Annotated in this window: 19 protein-coding genes and 1 pseudogene; 8 read left to right on the forward strand and 12 right to left on the reverse strand. The window is 69.4% G+C overall.

Annotation, left to right across the window (positions count from 1 at the left end; genetic code table 11):
• The first annotated feature begins 41 nt into the window (after nt 1-41).
• Nucleotides 42-1386: pseudogene (locus AWC25_RS23745) on the forward strand (macrolide-binding ATPase MABP-1).
• Here AWC25_RS23745 and AWC25_RS23750 read toward each other — a convergent pair.
• The 3 genes from AWC25_RS23750 to AWC25_RS23755 form a co-directional block, all read right to left on the reverse strand.
• Nucleotides 1383-1652 (reverse strand): WhiB family transcriptional regulator, encoded by a 270-nt coding sequence (locus AWC25_RS23750; protein ID WP_069402503.1) that lies wholly within the window; start codon nt 1650-1652, stop codon nt 1383-1385. The pseudogene AWC25_RS23745 and the gene AWC25_RS23750 overlap by 4 nt on opposite strands.
• Nucleotides 1653-1791: 139 nt before the next feature.
• Complete coding sequence (locus AWC25_RS27055; RefSeq protein WP_169717161.1) at nt 1792-1938, reverse strand: hypothetical protein; 147 nt, start codon at nt 1936-1938, stop codon at nt 1792-1794.
• A gap of 103 nt (nt 1939-2041) precedes the next feature.
• Complete coding sequence (locus AWC25_RS23755) at nt 2042-4150, reverse strand: ATP-dependent DNA helicase UvrD2 (protein WP_169717162.1); 2109 nt, start codon at nt 4148-4150, stop codon at nt 2042-2044.
• 122 nt (nt 4151-4272) lie between these two features.
• Between AWC25_RS23755 and mrx1 the strand changes: the two genes are divergently transcribed.
• Entirely contained in the window at nt 4273-4527 is a 255-nt protein-coding gene (mrx1, locus tag AWC25_RS23760) for a mycoredoxin Mrx1 (protein WP_069402479.1), read from the forward strand.
• A 12-nt stretch (nt 4528-4539) separates the two neighbouring features.
• Here mrx1 and nudC read toward each other — a convergent pair whose 3' ends face one another.
• The 4 genes from nudC to AWC25_RS23780 form a co-directional block, all read right to left on the reverse strand.
• Nucleotides 4540-5463, reverse strand: a complete 924-nt coding sequence (nudC, locus tag AWC25_RS23765) for an NAD(+) diphosphatase (RefSeq protein ID WP_085167941.1) — start codon at nt 5461-5463, stop codon at nt 4540-4542.
• The gene (locus AWC25_RS23770) at nt 5463-6533 is read right to left on the reverse strand and encodes a potassium channel family protein (protein ID WP_069402481.1); all 1071 of its coding nucleotides are present in this window, start codon (nt 6531-6533) and stop codon (nt 5463-5465) included. The genes nudC and AWC25_RS23770 overlap by 1 nt, the downstream gene beginning before the upstream one ends.
• A gap of 88 nt (nt 6534-6621) precedes the next feature.
• A complete protein-coding gene (locus tag AWC25_RS23775) occupies nt 6622-9915 on the reverse strand; it encodes an ATP-dependent helicase (protein WP_085167943.1) in 3294 nt (1097 codons plus the stop codon).
• A complete protein-coding gene (locus AWC25_RS23780; protein ID WP_085167945.1) occupies nt 9915-13037 on the reverse strand; it encodes an ATP-dependent DNA helicase in 3123 nt (1040 codons plus the stop codon). Before AWC25_RS23780 ends, AWC25_RS23775 begins: the two co-directional genes overlap by 1 nt.
• 80 nt (nt 13038-13117) lie before the next feature.
• Between AWC25_RS23780 and AWC25_RS23785 the strand changes: the two genes are divergently transcribed.
• Entirely contained in the window at nt 13118-13903 is a 786-nt protein-coding gene (locus AWC25_RS23785) for an alpha/beta hydrolase (RefSeq protein WP_069402484.1), read from the forward strand.
• A 2-nt stretch (nt 13904-13905) separates the two neighbouring features.
• A complete protein-coding gene (locus tag AWC25_RS23790; protein WP_069402485.1) occupies nt 13906-14211 on the forward strand; it encodes an MGMT family protein in 306 nt (101 codons plus the stop codon).
• On the opposite strand, the gene AWC25_RS23795 is transcribed toward AWC25_RS23790, so the two are convergent.
• The 3 genes from AWC25_RS23795 to AWC25_RS23805 form a co-directional block, all read right to left on the reverse strand.
• A complete protein-coding gene (locus AWC25_RS23795; protein ID WP_044510127.1) occupies nt 14208-15062 on the reverse strand; it encodes a TIGR02569 family protein in 855 nt (284 codons plus the stop codon). The two genes, AWC25_RS23790 and AWC25_RS23795, sit on opposite strands and share 4 nt — an antisense overlap.
• A gap of 37 nt (nt 15063-15099) precedes the next feature.
• Entirely contained in the window at nt 15100-16293 is a 1194-nt protein-coding gene (moeZ, locus tag AWC25_RS23800; protein ID WP_069402486.1) for an adenylyltransferase/sulfurtransferase MoeZ, read from the reverse strand.
• A 90-nt stretch (nt 16294-16383) separates the two neighbouring features.
• Entirely contained in the window at nt 16384-17418 is a 1035-nt protein-coding gene (locus AWC25_RS23805) for a DUF3152 domain-containing protein (RefSeq protein WP_142279024.1), read from the reverse strand.
• A 179-nt stretch (nt 17419-17597) separates the two neighbouring features.
• Here AWC25_RS23805 and fasR point away from each other — a divergent pair, with 179 nt between their 5' ends.
• Entirely contained in the window at nt 17598-18284 is a 687-nt protein-coding gene (gene fasR, locus AWC25_RS23810) for an HTH-type transcriptional activator FasR (protein ID WP_069402506.1), read from the forward strand.
• Here fasR and AWC25_RS27580 read toward each other — a convergent pair.
• A complete protein-coding gene (locus AWC25_RS27580) occupies nt 18281-18544 on the reverse strand; it encodes a DUF3107 domain-containing protein (protein ID WP_069402487.1) in 264 nt (87 codons plus the stop codon). The genes fasR and AWC25_RS27580 overlap by 4 nt on opposite strands.
• A 186-nt stretch (nt 18545-18730) precedes the next feature.
• Here AWC25_RS27580 and AWC25_RS23820 point away from each other — a divergent pair, with 186 nt between their 5' ends.
• Nucleotides 18731-19507 carry an MmpS family transport accessory protein gene (locus AWC25_RS23820; RefSeq protein ID WP_084229527.1) on the forward strand — a complete coding sequence of 259 codons (777 nt, stop codon included), beginning with the start codon at nt 18731-18733 and terminating at the stop codon, nt 19505-19507.
• Nucleotides 19508-19510: 3 nt separating this feature from the next.
• Here the strand turns inward: AWC25_RS23820 and AWC25_RS23825 are convergent, their stop codons facing one another.
• A complete protein-coding gene (locus AWC25_RS23825) occupies nt 19511-20206 on the reverse strand; it encodes a ferritin-like fold-containing protein (protein WP_069402488.1) in 696 nt (231 codons plus the stop codon).
• Between the two features lie 247 nt (nt 20207-20453).
• Between AWC25_RS23825 and AWC25_RS23830 the strand changes: the two genes are divergently transcribed.
• Nucleotides 20454-21992, forward strand: a complete 1539-nt coding sequence (locus AWC25_RS23830) for a DEAD/DEAH box helicase (protein ID WP_069402489.1) — start codon at nt 20454-20456, stop codon at nt 21990-21992.
• 14 nt (nt 21993-22006) lie between these two features.
• On the forward strand, nt 22007-23227 hold the full coding sequence (locus AWC25_RS23835; protein WP_085167947.1) for an Rv3212 family protein: 1221 nt from the start codon (nt 22007-22009) through the stop codon (nt 23225-23227).
• Nucleotides 23228-23269 lie beyond the last annotated feature (42 nt).

The following is a 23269-nucleotide window of genomic DNA, read 5'->3' on the forward strand; positions in this document are numbered from 1 at the left end:
AGATCAACCCCGGGGCGGGTGGCCCGTCATGGATGATGGACATGGATGATGGACGTTGTGGCAGACATCAAACGGGGCAGGGCGGCGCGTAACGCCAGGTTGGCCAGCATTCCGGTCGGCTTTGCGGCGCGGTCCGCGCTCGGCTTCGGTAAGCGGCTGACCGGCAAATCGAAAGACGAAGTCCAGGCCGAGCTGCTGGAGAAGGCCGCCCATCAGTTGTTCACCGTGCTCGGTGAGCTCAAGGGCGGGGCGATGAAGGTCGGCCAAGCCCTGTCGGTGTTGGAAGCCGCGATCCCCGAGCAGTACGGCGAGCCGTACCGCGAAGCACTGACCAAGCTGCAAAAGGACGCCCCACCACTGCCGGCCGACCGCGTGCACCGGGTGCTCGACGCGCAGCTGGGCACCAAGTGGCGGGACCGATTCAGCGAATTCGACGACACCCCGGTGGCCTCGGCGAGCATCGGCCAGGTGCACAAGGCGGTGTGGTCGGACGGCCGCGAGGTGGCCGTCAAAATTCAGTACCCGGGCGCGGACGAGGCGCTGCGAGCCGACCTCAAGACGATGCAGCGGCTGGTCGGGGTGGCCAAGCAGCTGGCCCCGGGGGCTGATGTCCAAGGTGTGGTCGACGAGCTGATCGAACGCACCGAGATGGAACTCGACTACCGACTGGAGGCCGACAACCAGCGCGCGTTCGCCAAGGCCTACCGCGACCATCCGCACTTCGCGGTGCCCCGAGTGGTGGCCAGCGCGCCCAAAGTCGTTGTCCAGGAATGGATTCAGGGCGTACCGATGGCCGAGATCATCCGCGACGGGACCTGCGAGCAGCGCGACCTGATCGGCACCCGGCTGCTCGAGCTCACCTTCGACGCGCCGCGCCGGCTGGGGATGCTGCACGGCGATGCGCACCCGGGCAACTTCATGCTGCTGCCCGACGGCCGGATGGCCGTCATCGACTTCGGCGCCGTCGCGCCGATGCCCGGGGGTTTTCCGGTCGAGCTCGGAATGACCATTCGGCTGGCCCGCGAGAAGAACTACGACCTGTTGCTGCCGACGATGGAGAAGGCCGGGTTCATCCAGAAGGGCCAGCAGGTGTCGGTGCGCGACATCGACGACATGCTGCGCCAGTACGTCGAGCCGGTCGAGGTCGAAGTGTTTCACTACACCCGCAAGTGGCTGCAGAAGATGTCCACCATCGAGATCGACCGATCGGTGTCGCAGATCAGGACGGCCCGGCAGATGGACCTGCCCCCCAAGCTGGTGATCCCGATGCGGGTGATCATGTCGGTGGCGGCGATTTTGTGCCAGCTGGACGCTCGGGTGCCGATCAAAAAGCTGTCCGAAGAGCTGGTTCCCGGCTTCGCCGAACCCGACGCCGCCGCCCTCTAGGCCGCGACCGTGGCCTTGCGCGGACGTCCGCGTGGGCGTTTGTAGCTCACGACCGCGCCGCGCTCGAAAATCTCGCCGCCCCAGACTCCCCACGGTTCGGCGCGGTCTAGCGCCGCCGTCAGGCATTGCCGCCGCACCGGGCAGTCCGCGCACAGCGTCTTGGCGCGCTCCAGGTCGGCCGGGGTCTCGGCGAACCAGAGATCGGGATCGCCGGCGTGACATGGCAACACCGGCTGCGGTTGTCTGGGGACTGTCGGTATCGACATGTCCTGCTCACCTGCTTCCTGGTTGGGTGTCCTCTTGGTGATCCGGACCAGGTTGCGGGCTTGATTACTCAGTCCCAAAACGACGGCCACGGATCCTTGACTTCGGGTCCGTGGCCATTAGTGGGCGGTTACGTAGCGGTTACGTACGTCTCCGATCCACGGACGCGTCAGTCGCGGCGGCGCGATGCTTAGCACCGGCCGCCGGTACGGCGGCGGCGTGGGCGGCGTGGAAGGTGCCCGCGGGCAGCGCGGCGGCCACGGCGAGTCCGAACGTGTCGTTGATCATCGCGGCCACCTCCTTTTGGGCATTCGACAGCGTAAACGCGAATACGAGGGTAGATGCTAGCAGCCGACGCTGACAACCGATTTTCTGACCTGCGCGTTCGCGCCTAACGGTCATGCACCAACTGCAGCACGTCGGCGCCGTATTGCTCGAGCTTGCGCGCGCCGATGCCCGGGATCGCGATCAGCGCGGCCTCGTCGTCGGGCAGCAGCTCGGCAATGGCGATCAGGGTGTTGTCGGTGAACACGACGAAGGCGGGCACCTTCTGCTCCTTGGCGACCTCAAGCCGCCACTCCTTGAGCCGCAACAGCAACTTCTCGTCGATGTCGGCGCTGCACGTCTCGCAACGACGCAGCATGACAGCCGCCGGGGTGGTCAGGTTGCTGTTGCAGATCCGGCACCGCGAAGCGCCCGGTTTGCGCCGGGGTTTGCCGGGCCCCGCCGCCACACCGGCCTGCGGCGCGATGCCGTTGAGGAACCGCGACGGTTTGCGGCTCTGCCGGCCGCCCGGGCTGCGCGACAACGCCCAACTGAGCGCCAAATGCACTCGGGCCCTGGTGATTCCGACGTAAAGGAGACGGCGCTCTTCCTCCACCGGTTCGCTCTCGGGCCCGTGCGCCAAGGCGTGCGAGATGGGCAGGGTGCCGTCGGCCAATCCGACCAGGAACACCGCATCCCACTCGAGCCCCTTGGCGGCGTGCAACGACGCCAAGGTGACGCCCTGGACGACCGGCGGATGCCGCGCATCGGCCCGGATCCGCAGCTCGGCCACCAGCCCGCGCAGGTCCAGCTCGGGCCGCTGCGCCACCTCGTCGACGACCAGTTCCGCCAGGGCGCTCAACGCCTCCCAGCGCTCACGCGCCCGGGTGCCGACCGGTTCGTCGGCCGTCAGCCCGAGCGGTTCGAGGAGGGCGCGGACCAGGTCGGGCAGCGGCGCCTTGACCGGGTTGTCGCCCGCGCGCTCGGCCGCGCGGTGCAGGGCCGCCATCGCCTGCTTGATCTCCTGGCGGGTGAAAAATCCCTCGCCGCCGCGAACCTGGTAGGCGATGTTGGCCTCGGTCAGCGCCTCCTCGTAGATCTCGGATTGGGCGTTGACGCGGTAAAGCACCGCGATCTCCGACGGCGGGGTGCCGGACTCGATCAGCCCGCCGATCCTCTGGGCCACCGCGGCGGCCTCGGCGGTTTCGTCCGGGTGCTCGTGAAATGTCGGCGCCGGGCCCGGGGGCCGCTGGCCGGACAATTGCAGCTTGCTGCCCGCGACGCGCCCGCGCGCCGCGGCGATCACCTGGTTGGCCAGCGAGACGACCTGCGGCGTGGAGCGGTAGTCGCGTTCCAGGCGCACCACCGTGGCGTCGGGAAACTGCCGCGAGAAGTCGAGCAGGAAACGCGGCGAAGCCCCGGTGAACGAGTAGATGGTCTGGTTGGCGTCGCCGACGACCGTCAGGTCGTCCCGATCGCCCAGCCACGCCGACAGCACGCGCTGCTGCAACGGCGTGACGTCCTGGTACTCGTCGACGACGAAGCAGCGGTAACGGTCGCGGAACTCCTCGGCGACGGCGACGTCGTTCTCGATCGCCGCCGCGGTGTGCAGCAATAGGTCGTCGAAGTCGAGCAGCGTCACCGCTTCGTCGCGCACCTTGAGGGCCTCGTAGGCGGTGTAAACCTCGGCGATCTTGCCGGCGTCCAGCGGAATGTCTCGGGCCGCGGCGGCCACCGCGGCCGGATACGCCTCGGGCCCGATGAGCGATGCCTTGGCCCACTCGATCTCCCCGGCCAGGTCACGCACGTCGTCGGTGCTGACGTTGAGCCTGATGCGGCTGGCCGCCCTGGCGACGACGGCGAATTTGGTATCCAACAGCTGCCAGCCCGTGTCACCGACCACCCGCGGCCAGAAGTAGCGCAGCTGGCGGTGTGCGGCCGAGTGAAAGGTCAGGGCCTGCACGGCGCCCACGCCCGCCGCGTTCTGCGTGGCGGCACCCAACGTGCGCAGCCGAGATCGCATCTCCCCCGCCGCGCGCTGGGTGAAGGTGACCGCAAGGACTTGGCCGGCCGCGACGTGCCCGTTCGCCACCAGTTGGGCGATGCGATGGGTGATGGTGCGGGTCTTGCCCGTTCCGGCGCCGGCCAGGACACACACCGGCCCGCGCGGCGCGAGCACGGCCTCGCGCTGCTCGTCATCCAGTCCCGCGATCAACGGGTCGGCCACCACCGGCATGGCGTCCATCTTGGCAGCGGTGGCCGACAAACCCGGCGTGTCGCCACGCCGACCCGCAAAATCGGCGCCGTGGCCGAGGCCCTGGCGTGGAACGCATCGCCGCCCGGCTACGTTATCGACTTATGAGCAACGCTCCGATCACCGTTTACACGACGTCATGGTGTGGCTACTGCCACCGGCTCATGACCGTGCTCAAGTCCAACGGCATCCCCTACGAGGCGGTCGACATCGAACACGACCCGGCGGCCGCGGAGTTCGTCGGTTCGGTCAACGGCGGCAACCGGACGGTGCCCACGGTGAAGTTCGCCGACGGGTCGACCCTGACCAACCCCAGCGCCGCCGAGGTCAAGGCGAAGCTGGCCGCGGTGAACGGCTGAGGCGGTTCGCGCCTAGTCCAGTGCCGCCCAGGACTCGATGATCACCCGTGCAATCGAAATCGACCCGGGCAAAAGCAGTTTCGACTCCGAGGAACTGCCCCAGTCACCGGCCGCCAGGGCGGCGCGTACCTCGTCGCGGGTGAACCACGCCGCCTCGGCGATCTCACCGTCATTGAACGAGAACTCCTCGTCGGGGTCGCCCAGAGCATGGAACCCCACCATCAGCGACCGCGGAAACGGCCACGGCTGGCTGCCCAGGTAGCGGACGTCGCGCACGTTCAGGCCGATCTCCTCGCGGATCTCCCGTGCCACGCAGACCTCGAAAGACTCGCCGGCTTCGACGAATCCGGCCAAGAGCGAGAACATCCGCTCCGGCCACACCGCCTGGCGGGCCAGCACCGCGCGATCGCGGCCGTCATGGACCAGGCAGATGATTGCCGGGTCGATGCGCGGAAACTCCTCGTGCCCGGTGATCGGGTTGACGCGCGACCAGCCCGCCCTGGCCGGCTTGGTCGGCGCTCCGTCGATCGCGCTGAACCGTGCTCGCTCATGCCAATTCAGCAACGCGACGGCCGATGACACCAGCTGGCTGCTGGTGTCATCGAAGATCGGGCCGAGGCTGCGCAGGTTGACGACCTCGGTTTTCAGGTCGGGGTCTTCGGGCGCTTGCAGGGCGCCCCGGATCGCCCAGACGTGTCGGCCGTCGTCGATGCGGCCAAGGAAAACCGCGTCCGTCGGGGGTTTTTCGCCCAGTTCGGCTGCGGCGCCGAGCACCACCCGGCCGTTGGCGACCAGCACCTGGTTGCGCGAATCCACCCGCAGCAGTGCGGCGGTCGCCCATCCGGCGGTAGCCGCGTCGACGTCGGTGCGCAATTGATCGGCCCGGTCCGCGCCGACGCGCGAGAGCAGCGGGACGCTGCGCAGCTGAAAATCCACTAGCTTTCCGCGTTTCGGACGTAGAGAAGCCGGTCGCTGGCCTCGATGGCGTCCACCTCGGGCGCCCCGATGCGCAGCAGTCGCCCGTCTCGCACCACGCCGAGGACGATGTCGCGCAAATGGCGCGGCGATCCGCCGATCTCGTCCTTGTCGACCTCGCGCTCGGCGATGGCCAGCCCCTCCTGCGGAGTGAGCAGATCCTCGATCATCGCCACGACACTGGGGGTGGTGGTGGCCAGGCCCAGTAACCGGCCAGCGGTCTCGGAAGAGACCACCACCGAGTCCGCGCCCGATTGCTCGAGCAGGTGCTGGTTTTCGGACTCGCGGATGGATGCCACGATCTTGGCCTTGGGGGCGATCTCGCGGGCAGTCAGCGTCACCAGCACCGCGGTGTCGTCCCGGCTGGAGGCGACGATGATCGACGCGGCGTGCTGGGCACCCGCCAGCCGCAGCACATCGGATTTCGTGGCATCGCCGTGCACGGTGACCAGGCCGGCGGAAGCGGCACGGTCCAGTGCCGGCTGGTCGGTGTCGACGACGACGATCTCTCCCGGGGGCACCTCGTCTGCGAGCATCGCCGCGACGGCCGTCTTGCCCTTGGTGCCGTAGCCGATCACGATCGTGTGGTTACGCACTCTGCTCCTCCAACGCTGGATCTTCCAGGCCTGGCGCGATGTTTCGGTGACGACTTCGAGCGTGGTACCGACCAACAAGATCAGGAAGGCGATGCGCAACGGCGTCACGATCAAGACATTGGTTGCGCGCGCGAACTCCGAGATCGGCGTGATGTCGCCATAACCGGTCGTCGACAGCGTCACCGCCGAGTAGTACAGGCAGTCCAGAAACGTCAGGCGGTCACCCTGTGCGTCGTGGTAGCCGTCGCGGTCCAGGTACACGGTGACGGCACCGAGCAATAACGCGGCGACGGCAATCGCTATCCGGCGGGAGATGATCCGGGCGGGGCTGGCATGCCCCTGCGGGATGCGCAGCACGCCGACGAGGGCGTAACTGGGCTGGACGGTCAACCTCTCGTCGAGGCGCCGCAGCCGCCGCCAGCTACCTTTGGCCACGCTGGTCCGTCATCGGTTTGATCCCGCCGCATGGGCACGCACGAATCAAATGTAACCACGATCCGCGGCGGGCAGACACTCGATCGGCTCAGACCGCGACATCGCTCACCTGCGGCGTCATCGCGCCCGCCAGGGCAAGCCCGGCCAGCGCGTTCGCGTCGGGAAGTTCGTCCGGGGTGATCGTGACGCCGGTGCGCACATAGTGGAAGGCCGTCCGCACCGAGGACTCCGCACATCCGGACAGCGCGGCCCACGCCAAGCGGTAGACCGCGAGCTGGACGGCGGCCTGCCGCATCGCTTCCGGGCCCCGCGGCGGCTCTCCCGTCTTCCAGTCCACCACGGTAGCGCCGCCGCCGGGTTCGGCAAAGACGGCGTCAATACGCCCGCGCACCACCGTGTTGGCGATGGGCATCTCGAAGGGCACCTCGACGGCTATCGGGGTGCGGGCCGCCCACCGCGATCGGGTAAATGCCTGCTGCAGCGCGGCCAGCTCCTCGGTGTGGCCGAACCCGGAGTCCGCGGCACCGGGCAGATCGACCACGTCGAAAAGCGCCTCTGTCCCGTAGAACTGCTGCACCCAGGAATGAAACGCGTTGCCCAACGACGCATGTGGATCGGGCCGGGTCGGCAACCGATGCACCAGCCGTTGCACCGCGCCGTCGGGGTCGCGGGCCAAATCGACCAGCCCGCTGACCGACAGCTGGCTGGGCAGCCCTCGGGCGGTCCGCCGCTCGCACCGCGCACGCTCGGCCAGCAACGCGTCGACGTCGCCGGTCCAGCCCTCGACATCGACGCAGTCCTGCGGCGCATCGGCGGCCATCGCCGCCGCCACCAATGCCGCCCCATGCTCGACGTCGGCGCGGCGGGAGGCCAGCGGATCGGCGGGCCATACTGCTTCGATAACCTTGTCGCGCAGCGGATTTCGCTCTCCATCGGATGGCGGCGGAGCCCACTGCTCGACCACCCCGCACGGATCGCCGGTCGCCGTCGACCGGTCGATGATCTCTTTGAGCTCGCAGAGGAATTCGGACGGTCCGCGCGGTTTGATCCCGGTGGGGCCCCAGTGATGACCGGAGACCAACAGTGTGTCCTCGGCCCGGGTGATGCCGACGTACAACAGCCTGCGCTCCTCGTCGAGGCGCCGCTGCCCCAGCTGGCGGCGATGCTCGGAGATCTTGTCCGACAGCTGCTTACGGTTGGTGACGTCCGACAGGTCCAGCACCGGGATGCCCAGTGACCCGGCGGAGGCACGGTCGCCGCGCAGCAGCGGCGGCAATTCGGCCGCATCGGTGAGCCAGCTGCTGCGCGACGCGGTCGACGGAAACGTTCCGCCGGACAGGTGGGCTACCGCGACCACTTCCCATTCCAGTCCCTTCGCCGAGTGCACGGTGAGCACCTGCACGCGGTCACGGGCCGCCGCCAACGGCGCAGGCGCCAAACCGTTTTCGACGGTCTCGGCCGCGTCCAGATACGCCAGCAGACCCAGGACCGACGCACCCGTGCTGTTGCGTTCCGCGTACCCGGCAACCACGTCGGCGAAGGCGTCGAGGTGCTCAGCGCCGGCCCAGGCGAGGTGGCCCGCGGCGGCGCGGACTTCGCAATCCAGTCCCAGCGTGCGCCGCACCTCGGCGACCAAATCGGGCAGCGAATGCCCCAAGTGCCCGCGCAAGGCGGTCAGCTCGGTCGCCAACGCGGTGATGCGTTGATATCCCGCAACCGAATACGCGGTGGCCGGGCCGGGGTCGTCGATCGCGTCGGCCAAGCATGCAGTGTCGTCGATGCGCGACGGGCTGGCCGCCTCCGCGATCGCCTGGGCCGAGGACCCGGCGACCGGGTGTCCCGCGTACAGCGCCCGCGCCCGCCGCCACAGCGCAGCGAGGTCTCGCCCACCCAGCCGCCAGCGCGGGCCGGTCAACACCCGCATGGCCGCGGCGCCGGCGGTGGGATCGGCGACCAGCCGCAGCATCGCCACGAGTTCGGCGACCTCGGCGACGGACAGCAGGCCGGCCAACCCGACCACCTCGACCGGGATGCCCCGCGCGCGCAGCGCCTCGGCGATCGGTGCGGCATCGGCGTTGCGGCGCACCAGCACCGCCGCTGTCGGCGGGCTGACGCCGGCGGCCGCCGCCCGCTGGTAATGCCCGTGCAGGTGGTCGGCGATCCAGTCGCGTTCGGCCTGCGCGTCGGCCAGCAACGCGACCCGGACCGTGCCGGGCGCGGCGTTCGGACGGGGACGCAGCGCGTGCACGGCCACCGACCGGCGCCGCGCCGGCGCCGAAACAGCGTTGGCGATGTGCAGGGTGCTCGGCGGGTTGCGCCAGCTGGTGCGCAGTTCCAGGACCGGCGCCGGCGTGCCGTCGGAGCGCGGGAAGTCGGTGGTGAACCGCGGCAGGTTGGTCGCCGAAGCGCCGCGCCAGCCGTAGATCGACTGGATGGGGTCGCCGACGGCGGTGAGCGCCAATCCGTCGTCTTGGACGCCGGAGCCGCCGCCGAACAGCGCCGACAGTGCGATGCGTTGGGCATGACCGGTGTCCTGGTATTCGTCGAGCAGGACCACTCGGTAGCGGCTGCGCAGGTCGGCACCGACCTGCGGGAAGCCCGACGCGAGCCGGGCGGCCGCCGCCATCTGCCCGCCGAAGTCCAGTACCTTCCCGGCGCGCATGCGGTCCTGCAATGCGTCGAGCAGTGGCACCAGTTCGGCGCGCTCGGTCTGGGCGGACAACAGCCGCAACAGCCATTGGCTGGGCCCGCGGTCGCGCTGGTACGGGCCGGCGGGCAGCGCGTGCACCAGCCGCTCCAACTCCAGGTGGGTGTCGCGTAGCTGGTCGGTGTCGACCAGGTGCTCGGTGAGCTGGCCCCACAGCCGCAGCACCATCGCGGTCACCGCGGCCGGGGTCTTATCGGTGCTCAGCTGTCCGTCGTAGCGGTTGACCACGTCGAAGGCCAGCTGCCAGAGCTCGGTTTCGCTGAGCAACCGGGTGTCGGGCTCGACCGGCAGTAACAGGCCGTAGTCACGCAGCAGCGATCCCGCGAACGCGTGATAGGTGCTGACGGTCGGCGCCGCGCCGGTGTCGAGCGACCCCAGGGCCCCCAGGCCGATGCCGGCCAGCCGGGCCAGCCGGGAACGGACCCGGCGCAACAGCTGACCGGCGGCCTTGCGCGTGAACGTCAATCCCAGCACCTGGCCGGGATCGGCGTAACCGTTGGCGATCAGCCACACCACCCGCGCCGCCATCGTCTCGGTCTTACCTGCCCCCGCTCCCGCGATAACCACCAGCGGGCCCGGCGGCGCGGCGATCACGGCGGCCTGCTCCTCGGTGGGCGGGAAAAGCCCTAGCGCCGAAGCTAATTCGGTCGGACTATAACGCGGACGCAGGGTCATCACGGGCTCCCTTCGAGATGGGCGGGGCAGGACGGGCGCAGCGGGCAATGCGGGCAACCCTCGTTGCGCCGGGCGACGAACTGCGGGCCGGCGGTGGCGTCGGCGGCCCGCTTGACCAATTCGCGCCACGCGTCCCGGGCGGCCGGCGTCAGGGGGTCCTGCTCACGCACGGTGGCCCCGCTCGACCCGGTCTTGCCCAGGTAGACCAGCCGGGCGCCACCTGGCTCGGTATCGGGCGCACTGTCCGCCATCAGGCCGTCGGCCACGCCCAACTGATACATCGCCAGCTGGGCGTGCTGTTGTGCATCGTCCTTGCTGACGGGCGATTTGCCGGTCTTGACGTCCACGATGACCAGCCGCCCGGCCGCGTCGCGTTCCAGCCGGTCGACGCGGCCGCGCAACCGGACCTCCCCGCCTCCCTCACGCGGTGTCTGCAGGGCCCCGTCGACGTCCACCTCGACGCCGACCTCCCGCAACTCGCCACGCGTCTGGGTACGCCACTCGACGAACGCCGAAATCATGGCGCGGTGCCGGGCCAGCTCGTTCCGCGAATGCCAACGGGCCTCGAAAGGCAGGTGCTGCCAAGCCCGTTCCAACTCCGCGACCATCTCGGATTCGGTTCTGCCCGGTTCGGCGATCACCGCGTGCAGCACCGATCCGAGAGTGGACCGCAGCTCGCGCGGGTTGGTTCCGCCGTGCCGCTCGACCAGCCAGCGCAGCGGGCAGTCGCTGAGCGTCTGCAGCGTCGACGGCGTCAGGGTGACGGCAGCACCGGCATCGGCGAGCGGAGCGCTGGTGCTGACCTCGGTCAGCCCGTGCCAGGCGGAGGGGTCGGCGCCCGGCACACCGGCCTTCGCCAACCTGGCCAATTGTGTTGCGGCACAACGTCTCGCGTCGTCGTCGACGGCGCCGGGCGGGGCGCAGACGACGCCGCGCAACCGACCGACAAGCGCTGGCGACGACAGCACGCGCGGCGACGAAACCGGCGGAACCGCAGCCTCTTCCGCGTCGGCACTGGCCCACTGGGCGACCTCGAAGAAGAAAGGCGATGGCAGCGCGGCTCCGTTGTCGGCACCACCGGCGTCACTGTCGACGGCGGTGATCAGCAATCGCCGTCGGGCCCGCCCCATCGCGGCGAGCAGCAACTTGCGTTCCTCGGCGAGCAGCGGCGCCCGTACCGATGCGTCCGCGGATACCCCGTCGACCACGTCGAGCAATCGTTGGGTGGCCAGCACACCTCCGCGCGGAACGGTGTTGGGCCACAACCCATCCTGCAGACCGGCGATCACCACCAGGTCCCACTCGTGCCCCAGCGCCGCGTGCGCGCTGAGCACCCGGACCTGCTCCGACGCCGCCGCGGGCTCGGTCGTCGCGCCCGGCACCTGCAGCGCCGCGACATGTTCGATCAGACCGCGCAGCGACGCCCCGGGGGTGCGGGACACGTACTGGTCGGTGACGTCGAACAACGCGGTCGCCGCGTCGAGGTCGCGGGTGGCCTGAGCGCCCGCCGCGCCACCTCGCTCGCTGGCGGCCAGCCAGCGGCGCTGCAGACCGGACCGCTGCCACGCCGCCCACAGCGTGTAGCGCGGATCTTGACCGTCGGCGTGACAGCGCGCGGCCGCCTCAAGCACCGCGCGTACCCGTTTCAGGGCGCGCGAACCCGCACGCGGGGGCGACTCGGCCCGCAGCGCGGCGGCCACCAGGTCCCCGAAAGTTGCTGATGCGTCCGCGGATCGGTCACGTAGCAACGCCCGGCGCAGCTGGCGCAGCGATACCGGGTCTACCCGGCCGATTGGTCCACTCAGCAGCTCCAGCGCCTGGTCACCGTCGAGCCGGTCGGCGGTCGCTTCCAGCACCGTGAGCATCGCCCGGACGGCCGGTTCCTCGGCCAGCGACCCGTTGACGGCCGGTGCGGCCACCGGCACCCCGGCGGCCGCCAGCGCCCTGGGCAGCCGGGCGCCGGCACGCGGCACCGACCGCACGATCACCGCCATCTGCGACCACGGCACGTCGTCGACGAGGTGAGCCCGCCGCAGCGTGTCGGCGATCAACGCGGCCTCCGCATGCAGCGACGCCGCCAGGCGCACGGTGAGCGACCCTTCCTCCGCGCCGGTGCCGTTGACCTGTCTGCCCGCACTACTGCCCGGAAGTCGTTGCGCGACGGCGCTGACGGCACGCGCCACCGCGGGCGCACACCGATGCGATTCGGCCAGCGTCACCGCGGGCGTATCGCCGTCAAGCAGCCCGGCCGGCTCGCCACCCCGGAAGCCGAACACGGCTTGATTTCGATCCCCGGCCAGCAGCGCCAATTCGCTACCGGCCGCCAGCGCCCGGACCAGGCGGGCCGCCTGCGGGTCGAGTTGCTGCGCGTCGTCGACCAGCAAAACCCGGATCCGGGCACGCTCGGCGGCCAGCAACTCCGGGTCGACCGCGAAAGCTTCCAGGGCGGCGCCGACGAGTTCGGCCGCACCCATCGCCGGCGTCGTCGCCTGCGGCGCCGCGGTTCCCACCGCCGCGCGCAGCAGCATCACCTGCTCGTACTGTTGCGCGAATCGACCCGCCGCCGTCCATTCCGGCCGCCGGGCAAACCGGCCGAGCCGCTGCAACTTCTGCGGATCTACCCCACGTTCGGCGCAGCGCGCCAACAGGTTTCGCAGTTCGCTAGCGAACGCCGTGGTGCTCAGCGCGGGCCGCAGCTGGGCCGGCCACCGGGTGGCGCCGTCTTCGAGGTCTCCGGCCAGCAACTCCCGGATGATCGCATCCTGTTCGGCGCTGGTGACCAGTCGGGGCGGCGCGTCACCGGCGCGCTCGGCCGCGCGGCGCAAGACCGCGTAGGCGTAGCCGTGCACGCTGCGGACCAACGGTTCGCGGAGCGCCGACCGGCTCGCATCGGTCGCTCGCAGCACCGCCATCGTCAACGCGCTGCGTTCCCGCGTCCCGATCCGTCCCGAGCCGGTAAGCAGCAGAACCGATTCCGGGTCTGCGCCGGCGGCGACCCGCGCGATCGCGGCGTCGACGAGCAAGCTGCTCTTTCCGGTGCCCGGGCCGCCGAGGATGCGGATCACGCCGCGCGCGCCCGGCGTCAGCACCGCGCTCGCCTCGGCATCCCAGGTCAACGACATACCGGCATGACATCACGAGGGTCTGACAAGTCGGCCCGGCGACGACCACGGGTGTCGGCCGGGCCTGGCATCATCGAGGCGTGACCACCGATCTGTACGTGCACCGCTTCGGCCCCGCCGCCCCGATTCAGTTTCTCGCCCTCCACGGACTGACCGGCCACGGTGAGCGCTGGAAGCATCTGAGCGAATACCTGCCCGAGATCTCCTTTGCCGCTCCGGATTTGATCGGCCACGGCAGGTCGTCCTGGGACGCGCCGTGGACCATCGACGCCAATGTCGCGGCGCTGGCCGCGTTGCTCGAGGACGTGGCGGTGGCCCCGGTGCTGGTCGTCGGGCATTCGTTTGGTGGGGGTTTGGCCATGCACCTGGCCGCCGCGCGGCCGGACCTGGTGTCGGCGCTGGTGCTGCTCGACCCGGCAGTGGGATTGGACGGCGCGTGGATGCGCGACATCGCCGAGCGGATGTTCGCCTCGCCCGACTACCCCGATCCCGCCGAGGCGCGAGCGGAAAAGGCCACGGGTTCGTGGGCCGACGTGGACCCCGCCGCGCTCGATGCGGAACTCGACGAGCATCTGATCCAGCTGCCGAATGGGCGGTACCGCTGGCGAATCAGCGTTCCGGCGGTGCTGTCCTACTGGAGCCAGATGGCCCGCCCGGTGGTGTATCCGCCGGCGGGCACGCCGACCGTTCTGGTGCGGGCGGCGTGGACGACGCCGCCCTACGTCAGTGACCAGCTCGTCGCGGGGCTGCAGGACCGTTTGGGTTCGGACTTCGAGGCGCTGACCTTCGAGTGCAACCACATGGTGGCCGGCGCGAAGCCGACCGAGGTCGCCGCCCTGATCCGCAAGCAGTTGCAGGCGCGCTGACCGTGCCGCCGGTGACCGACCAGCAAGTCGAGCGGGTGCGCGCCCTGGTGGCCGCCATCCCCTCCGGTCGGGTCGCCACCTACGGCGACATTGCCGCTGTCGCAGGCCTTTCCAGCCCGCGCGTCGTCGGCTGGATCATGCGCACCGACTCGTCGGACCTGCCCTGGCACCGAGTGATCACGGCCTCCGGGCGTCCGGCCCGGCACCTGACCACCCGGCAACTCGAACTGTTGCGCGCGGAAGGGGTTCTGGCCGTTGACGGCAGAATCGCGCTCGGCGAAGTTCGCTACGAGTTCCCCTCGGACTAGAGCACCAGCCGGATCAGCGCGGCGGTGCGCGCCAGACCGGGGAAGGCCTCCGCCGTCGAACGCGGATGCAGCGCGTGCACCGCCAAACGGAACATCAACGCGCGCAACAACATCTGCGGCCATTCGGGCAGCGCATTCCAGCGTTCGATGAGCCCGTCGTCGGCCTCGCCCCAGGACAGGGCATCGACGACGACGACGCCGGCCGCCCACGACGCCGGCCGCCAATACGGCGTGATGTCGGTGATGCCGGGTGCGGCGGTTCCGATGAAAAGCACTGTCCCGTAAAGGTCTCCGTGCACCAGCTGGTTGGGGCTTTTGGTCGGCTTGCGCAGCGTCGCAAGCTGGTTGATCAGCTCGACCGAGCGCTGACCGTCCGCGGTCGGCGGGGCGGTGCGCGCTCCGGGCGGAATCGATTGCAGCGGACGCTCTTCCCACGCGGCCCGGTCGGCGGCAATGAAGACGTCGACGTCTGACCACGGCGCGGTCGGTCCTTGGGTCAAAAATCGGGGACGTTCCAGTTTGCCGGTGGCCTCGTGCAGCCGCACGGCGGCGGAGACCACCTCGTCGTGCCTGGGCTCGGGTGTCCCGGCGACGAAGGTGTCCGCCCGCCAACCCGACACCACGTAGCGGCCGTCGGTCGAGCGGACCGGCCGGGCCAGCCGCACGCCGTCGACGAACAGTGTCTCGCGTACCCGCGCGGACCACGCGGCGCGGGCGTGGTCGGCCACGACGGACAACACGACTTCGCCGCAACGCCAGCCGCCCTCCCAGCTGGCGCCCAGCGCGATGGGCTTTACCCCGGCCAAACCGAATGCCGAAAGCACGTGCTCCGGCGGCGGTTCGACACTCACGCGGGTTAGCCTAGTGCAGCCCAGCTGCGGTATTGCGTCAGTACATCACCATGTCGGGCTGCATCTGCTGCGCCCACGCGACGATCCCGCCCTGCAGATGGACGGCGTCGGAGAAGCCGGCCTTTTTCACCGCGGCCAGCGCCTCGGCGGAGCGCACGCCGGTCTTGCAGTACAGCACCGCCTTGCGGTCGTGCGGCAGCTTCGCCAGTCCCTCGCCGGAACTGAGCAACGACTTCGGGATCAGCTGGGCACCGTCGATGTGGTTGATGTCCCACTCAACCGGCTCCCGAACGTCGATCAAGGCCAGCTTTTTGCCCGAGTCCAAAAGCTCACGCAGCTCTTGCGGGGTGATGGTGGAGTCGCTGGTCGCCTCGGCCGCGTCCTCGGAGACCACGCCGCAGAACCCCTCGTAGTCGATCAATTCGGTGATCTTGGGCGTCGACGGGTCCTTGCGGATCGTGATAGTGCGGTAGCTCATCTCCAGCGCGTCGTAGATCATCAACCGGCCCAACAGCGATTCGCCGATGCCGGTGATCAGCTTGATCACCTCGGTGCCCATCACCGATGCGATGGACGCGCAGATGATGCCCAGCACGCCTCCTTCGGCGCACGACGGCACCATGCCCGGCGGCGGCGGCTCCGGGTAGAGGTCGCGATAGTTCAGGCCGCGCTGATTGCCGGCCTCGTCGGGCGGAGCATCCTCCCAGAACACCGAGACCTGGCCCTCGAAGCGGTAGATCGAGCCCCACACGTAGGGCTTGCCGGCCAGCACCGCGGCGTCGTTGACCAGATAGCGGGTGGCGAAGTTGTCGGTGCCGTCCATGATCACGTCGTACTGCGCGAAGAGGTCGACGGCGTTGTCCGCCTGGAGGCGGAATTCGTGCAGTCGCACCTCGACCAGCGGATTGATCGCGTGGATCGAGTCGCGCGCCGACTGGCCCTTGGGACGGCCGACATCGGCCACGCCGTGAATGATCTGGCGCTGCAAATTGGACTCGTCGACGACGTCGAAGTCGACGATGCCGATGGTCCCGACGCCGGCCGCGGCCAGGTACAACAATGCGGGCGCGCCCAAGCCTCCGGCGCCGATCACCAGCACCCGGGCGTTCTTCAGCCGCTTCTGCCCGTCCACGCCCACGTCGGGGATGATCAAGTGACGGCTGTACCGTGCGACTTCGTCGCGGCTCAACTCGCCGGCGGGTGCTACCAATGGCGGCAACGATGCGGACACCGAATATCTCCTCGGTCAACTGCGCGACTCACCTAATTGAAGTAAACGCCTCGATCGCCGGCATTGCTTCCCCGCACGGTATCGCCACTGCTAGGCGATGGGATACGGCCAGGGGTTGGGGCGGCAGACCTTGCCGTCGGCCTTCACGCTCTCCGGGTCGAACTGGGCGCCGTCGTCGTTGGAGGTTGAGAACGTCTGCTGCATCATGACCGGGGCCAACGCCCCCTGCTTGTCGCAGGGTTCGTGGCGCACGTAGCCGATGGCGTGGCCGACCTCGTGGTTGACGACGTACTGCCGGTACGAGCCGATGTCCCCTTCGAAGGGCACGGCGCCGCGCACCCAGCGCGCTTCGTTGATGAACACCCGCGCCTGACGGTCGGGTCCGTAGACGGGGTTATAGCAAGAGGTCTCCAGCCGAAACTCGTAGCCACAGCCCTCGCGCACCGTCACCGGCGACACCAGCGATATCCGGAAATCCGGCTTGACCCCGGTGGATCCGTCGATCCGGACGAAGGCGAACTGCGGGTTGTGCGTCCAGCCCTTGGGGTTGGCCAGCGTCTGATCGACCATGGTCGCGAACGCGTCGTCGCCGCCGAACATTGCGGGGTCCAGGCCGTTCTCGACCTCGACGCTGTATTTGAACACCTTGGCGGTGCCTTGCCCGATCTGCGGGGTGGTGCCGGGCACGATGCGCCAGGTCTTGTCGCCGGCTTCGGTGAACGGGCCGCCGTCGGGCAATGTCCCGGCCGGCAGGTTGGCGTCGAAGGTGGCCAGGCCGCGCGGCGGCGCGTCGAGGATGGCCGTACCCGTCGCGCCGATCGCCGGCGGGCCCTCAATGGGTTTGACCGCGGTCGGTTTGGGCTCGCCGACGCCCGTCACCGTCTGATAGATGACCACCGCCGTCAACACCACCAGCACGGGCAGCGCGTAGGCGCGCCAGCCGTAGGTGGAGACGAAACGCCCCAGCCAGGTTTGCTTGCGCCAGCGCCGGGGGCGCTCCCGGTCGGCGCGCGGTCGTCCGGGGCCCGCCGCGATGGGGTCACGCAGCGCCCGAAGCGGCTCCCGCCACTCGTCGCGGAGCACGGGCACCCGGCCGGTGCCGTGCGTCGGCGGCTCGGACGTCATTGCCCCAGAATGGCACAGCCGCGAGCCCAGGCGCCCCTGGCGCGCCCGACAACACTCGTTCCGCCTGCGCCGACGGCGGCGATGCCGATAGTGGGCACATGATGGGTAGTAATGTCTGTGCGACGAGCGAAGCGCGGCCGGCCTGTCGGATGGCCGGCCACAATCCAAATGAGGACCAAGTGAGCGATCTCGCCAAGTCGGCGGCACGGCGTGCTGTCAGATCGGGTGACCGCGGTCGGCCCAGTGACGGCATCGCGAATTCGAACCGGCGGGGTAACCGGTTGCCGCGCGACGAGCGTCGCGGCCAATTGCTGGTGGTGGCCAGCGACGTCTTCGTCGACCACGGCTACCACGCCGCCGGCATGGACGAGATCGCCGACCGAGCGGGAGTAAGCAAACCCGTTCTATACCAACACTTTTCCAGCAAGCTAGAGCTGTATCTGGCGGTGCTCAACCGGCACGTCGACAACTTGGTGTCGGGCGTGCAGAATGCGCTGAGCACCACGACCGACAACCGGCAGCGGTTGCATGCGGCGGTCCAGGCCTTCTTCGACTTCATCGAGCACGACAGCCAGGGTTACCGGCTGATCTTCGAGAACGACTACGTCACCGAGCCTGAGGTCGCCGCGCAGGTGCGGGCAGCCACCGAATCGTGCATCGACGCGGTGTTCGCGCTGATCAGCGCCGATTCCGGCCTTGATCCGCACCGCGCCCGGATGATCGCGGTCGGTTTGGTCGGCATCAGCGTCGATTGCGCCCGCTACTGGCTGGACTCCGATCGCCCGATTTCCAAGTCGGACGCCGTCGACGGCACCGTCGCGTTCGCGTGGGGCGGGCTGTCCCACGTGCCGCTCACCCGCTCTTAGCGGGCCTTCCCGCTCGACTTCGGGTCGGCGCCCAAACCGATGCCGAAGCCAACCCGGCGGCTGTCCGCGGCGCCGATCTCGACGTAGGCGATCTTGGCGGTCTGGATCAGGTAGCGGCGGCCCTTCTCGTCAGTCAGGCTGAGCAGACCTGGGCCCTCGCGCAGCGCGGCGTTGACGGCATCCTCAACCTCGGCGGGCGTTTGCGCGCTGGTGAAGACCAGCTCGCGCGGGCTGTCCGTGATACCGACCTTGACCTCCACGATGGCCCCTTCCGTTGTTCTTCGTCGCAGGCGTGTCAGCTGCAGGTTAGTGGACGCGACCGGTGCGCTGGTCACCGGCGCGAGTTCGCGGTAAGCGAAACCGTTTCTAACGGCAGATAACGATTCGTTCTCAGCTGGGTCAAGGTGGCCGTTCGGGACCGCTGCCGGCATTTTCACGTCAGTAACATCGGCACCATCAGAAACACGCTTGACGATCGTCCCGGCCTAGCCCGTGGCCGCGCCCACGACTACCCCGAGGACGACACCTACGCCGGAGCCAATTACGACGGCTACGGGGATGACGGCTACGACGAAGACGGTTACGCCGACGACGAGTACGACGAGTACGACGAGTACAGGGAGCTGCTCTGGCCCGTCGGCAGCTGGCGCCCGGCCGTCGCCCTGCTGGGCGCGATCGTCGCGATCGGCGCCGTCGCGACCGCCGTCATCATCAACAGCGGCGACAGCGCCTCGACCAAGGGCACGGTGGGCCCCGCCGCCACAACCGTGACGTCGGCGCCGCGGACCTCCAGCGCGCCGAGTGTTTCGCGCAGCCCGTCGCCGAGCACCTCCGTCGGGGGGCAGCTACCCCCGGAGACCGTCACGACGGTGACCACGCCGAGCGCGGCCCCGACCGTGCCGCCCCTGGTCACCCCGCCTCCGGCGGTCGTATCGCCAAGGGCGACAGTCGATCCGAACACCGTCTACTACAGCGTGACCGGAACAAAGCAACTGCTCGATTTGGTGAACGTCGTCTACACCGACGCTCGTGGCTACCCGCAAACCGAGTTCAACGTGTCGCTGCCCTGGACCAAAGTGGTGGTACTCAATCCCGGAGTGACCACCCGATCGGTCGTCGCGACCAGCATCGTGGGCCGGCTCAACTGCGCGATCGTCAACGCCGAGGGCCAGGTAGAGGTGGCCTCGGCCAACAACTCGAACCTGGCGACCTGCACGCGGTAACGGTCAGCTCAGACCGAGCTCGCGCATCCGCCGGTCGTGCGTTTGCTGCATACGCTCGAAGAACGCGCCGAGCGCGCCCAGGCCACCCGCTCCGGAGACCACCAGGTCAACCAGCTCATCGTGGTCGGCCAGCAGGTATTGGGCCTGGGTGATCGCCTCACCGAACAACCGGCGCGCCCACAGCGCCAGCCGGCTGCGCTGTTTGCCGCTGGCGGTGACCGCGGCCCGGACCTCGGCGACGACGAACTGCGAGTGCCCGGTTTCGGCCAACGCCGCCCGCACCACATCGGCGACCTCGTCGGGCAGGCTGTCGGCGATCTCGAGGTACAGGTCGGCGGCCAGCGCGTCGCCGACGTAGGTCTTCACCAGCGCTTCCAGCCAGGTGCTGGGCATCGTCAACCGGTGGTAATTCTCCAGCGCCGATACGTACCGCGACATCGCCGCAACCACGTCGACACCGCGGCTCTCCAGGGCGTCGCGCAGCAGTTCGTAATGCATCATCTCGGCGGCCGCCATGCTCGCCATCGAGATGCGTCCCCGCAGGTCAGGGGCCATGCGGGCCTCGTCGGTCAGCCGGTAGAAGGCGGCCACCTCGCCGTAGGCGAGCACTGCGAACAGTTCGTTGATGCCGGGGTGATCCGCGCTGATTCCTGGGGAAGCCGGATCGTCCACTTGGTCGGCAGAGGAGGCCGAAGTCATGGGCATCACTGTAGTCGGCGGACTTGTACGAGGATGGGTCCGAGCTGTCGACCAGCTATCATGCAGATAGATAGTGGCTGTATTTCCTTCTGCCGTCGCTATCGGCGAAATGTGCGTGCACAGTTGGCCCGCCTCAATTCAGCGGGGACCAGCGACTCGGCGACTCGGGAGTCGGAATTCGTGCGCGCGTGACCGCGACAGAAAACCGACCCAATCGAATAGTCACCGAAAGGTACATCCCCCACGCATGACTGCACTCACAAGCAAAACTGAACCCACTTTCGCCCAACTCGGCGTCCGCGACGAAATCGTCCGGGCGTTGGCCGAGAAGGGCATCGAGCACGCGTTCGCCATCCAGGAACTCACCCTGCCGATGGCGCTGGCCGGCGACGATGTCATCGGACAGGCCCGCACCGGGATGGGCAAGACCCTGGCCTTCGGCATCCCCCTGCTGCAGCGCATCACCAACGGCGTCGGCGTGCGACCGCTCAACGGCACGCCCCGCGCGCTGGTCGTGGTGCCCACCCGCGAACTCTGCCTGCAGGTCACCGAGGACTTGGCCGCAGCCGCGAAGTACCTGATCGCCGAGGAGGACCGCCCGCTGTCGGTGGTGTCCATCTACGGTGGACGTGCCTATGAACCGCAGCTCGACGCGCTGCGCGTCGGCGCGGACGTCGTGGTGGGCACGCCGGGCCGGCTGCTCGACCTGGCCCAGCAGGGCCACCTGCAGCTCGGCGGTCTGTCGGTGCTGGTCCTCGACGAGGCCGACGAGATGCTGGACCTCGGCTTCTTGCCCGACATCGAGCGCATTCTGCGCCAGATTCCGGCCGACCGGCAGTCGATGCTGTTCTCGGCGACCATGCCGGATCCGATCATCACCCTGGCCCGTACGTTCATGGACCAGCCCACCCACATCCGGGCCGAGGCCCCGCATTCGGCGGCCACCCACGACACCACCGAGCAGTTCGTCTACCGCGCCCACGCGCTGGACAAGGTGGAGCTGGTCAGCCGAGTGCTGCAGGCCGAAGGCCGCGGCGCGACGATGATCTTCACCCGCACCAAGCGCACCGCGCAGAAGGTGGCCGACGAGCTGGCCGAGCGGGGGTTCAAGGTCGGCGCGGTGCACGGCGACCTCGGCCAGATCGCCCGCGAAAAGGCGCTCAAGGCCTTCCGGGCCGGTGACGTCGACGTCCTGGTCGCGACCGATGTGGCCGCCCGCGGCATCGACATCGACGACATCACGCACGTGATCAACTACCAGATCCCCGAGGACGAGCAGGCCTACGTGCACCGCATCGGCCGTACCGGTCGCGCCGGCAAAACCGGCATCGCCGTGACCCTGGTGGACTGGGACGAGCTGCCGCGCTGGACCGCGATCGACAAGGCGCTGAACCTGGGCTCCCCCGACCCGGCCGAGACCTACTCCAGCTCGCCGCATCTTTATACGGAGTTGGGTATTCCCGCGGACGCCGGCGGCACGGTCGGCGCGCCACGCAAATCGCCGGTCAAGCGGCGCGAGCCGGAGCAGCGCACCTCGACATCCGAGCGGCCCGCCCGACCCCGGTCGGGAAATCGCCGGCGGCGCACCCGCGGGGGGCAGCCCGTCACCGGCCACCCGGACAGCAGCACCGGCTCGGCCGGTGCAGGCGACGGTTCAGCCGCCGAGACGGTGTCCGGCGCGGGATCGCCCAACGGCAGCGCCGGCAGCAACGGCGGTAACGGTGCCGGCAAGAGCCGGCGTCGCCGTCGCCGCAAGCCCGCAGAAGCCACCACCCAAGCCAACTGACCGACAGCGCAGACATGGTCAAACCCGAACGCCGCACGAGGGGCGATCTGCTGGCCGCCGCGGCGATCGCGGTCGTTGTGGCGGTCACCGCGGCGCTGATCTGGTGGACCAGCGACGCCCGGGCGACGATCAGTCGGCCCGCCGCGACGCCGGCGTCCAACCCGAGCCTCGCGCGCGAGGTGCCGGGCAGCCTCAAGCAGTTGTGGACCGCGGCCAGCTCCGCTTCCACCGCACCGGTGATCGTGGGCGGAACGGTCGTCACCGCCGACGGACGCGAGGTGACCGGGCGGGATCCCGGCACCGGTCGGCCCCGCTGGAGCTACGCGCGTGACACCGATTTGTGCGGCCTGTCCTGGGTTTATCACTACGCCGTCGCGGTCTACCACGACGACCGCGGCTGCGGACAGGTCAGCACCATCGACGGGTCCACGGGCCGGCGCGGCCCCGCCCGCAGCAGCTACGCCGACCCGCAGGTGCACCTGTCGTCGGACGGCACCACGGTGTTGTCGGTCGGCGCCACCCGCCTGGAGCTGTGGCGCTCGGACATGGTCCGGATGCTGGCCTACGGCGAGACCGATGCCCGGGTGAAGCCGTCGGCGCGCGGGCTGCACTCCGGGTGCACGCTGCATTCCGGGGCGGCCAGCTCGCTCGCCGTCTCGGTGCTCGAGACCTGCGCGAATCAGGCAGACCTGCGCCTGGCGCTGCTGCGTCCGGGTAAGGAAGACGACGAGCCCCAGCAACATTTCGTCGCCGAACCCAAGCTTGGGCCGAACTCGGGCGCTCAGGTGCTCACGGTGTGGCAGAGCAGCACGGCCGTGTACCTGCCCGGCGTCTCGGGCACGCAACCACGCGTCGAGGTGGTCGACGAAACGGGCACCACCGTGGGCAGCACGCTGCTGCCCAAGCCGCCGTCGAAGTCGGTGGTGTCGCAGGCCGGCAACCTCGTGACGTGGTGGACCGGCGATTCCGTGCTGGTCTTCGAGGCCAGCAGCCTGACCCTGCGCTACACCATCGCCGCGGGCCCGCAGACCGTGCCGATCGGGCCCGGCGCCATGATGGCCGGCAAGCTGTTGATTCCGGTCACCGGCGCGATCGGCGTCTACGACCCCGTCACCGGCGCCAGCGAGCGCTACATCCCGGTCCACCGAACGCCGAGCGACGCCCCGGTGGTGCCGGCCGTGTCCGGCTCCAAGGTGTTCGAACAGCGCGGCGGCTCCATCGTGGCCCTGGGCTGACGTACGCGTCGACCGGCTCCGGGCGTTGCGTGTGCATCCGTG

This window comes from Mycobacterium sherrisii (assembly GCF_002102355.1).
Taxonomy (GTDB): Bacteria; Actinomycetota; Actinomycetes; order Mycobacteriales; family Mycobacteriaceae; genus Mycobacterium; species Mycobacterium sherrisii.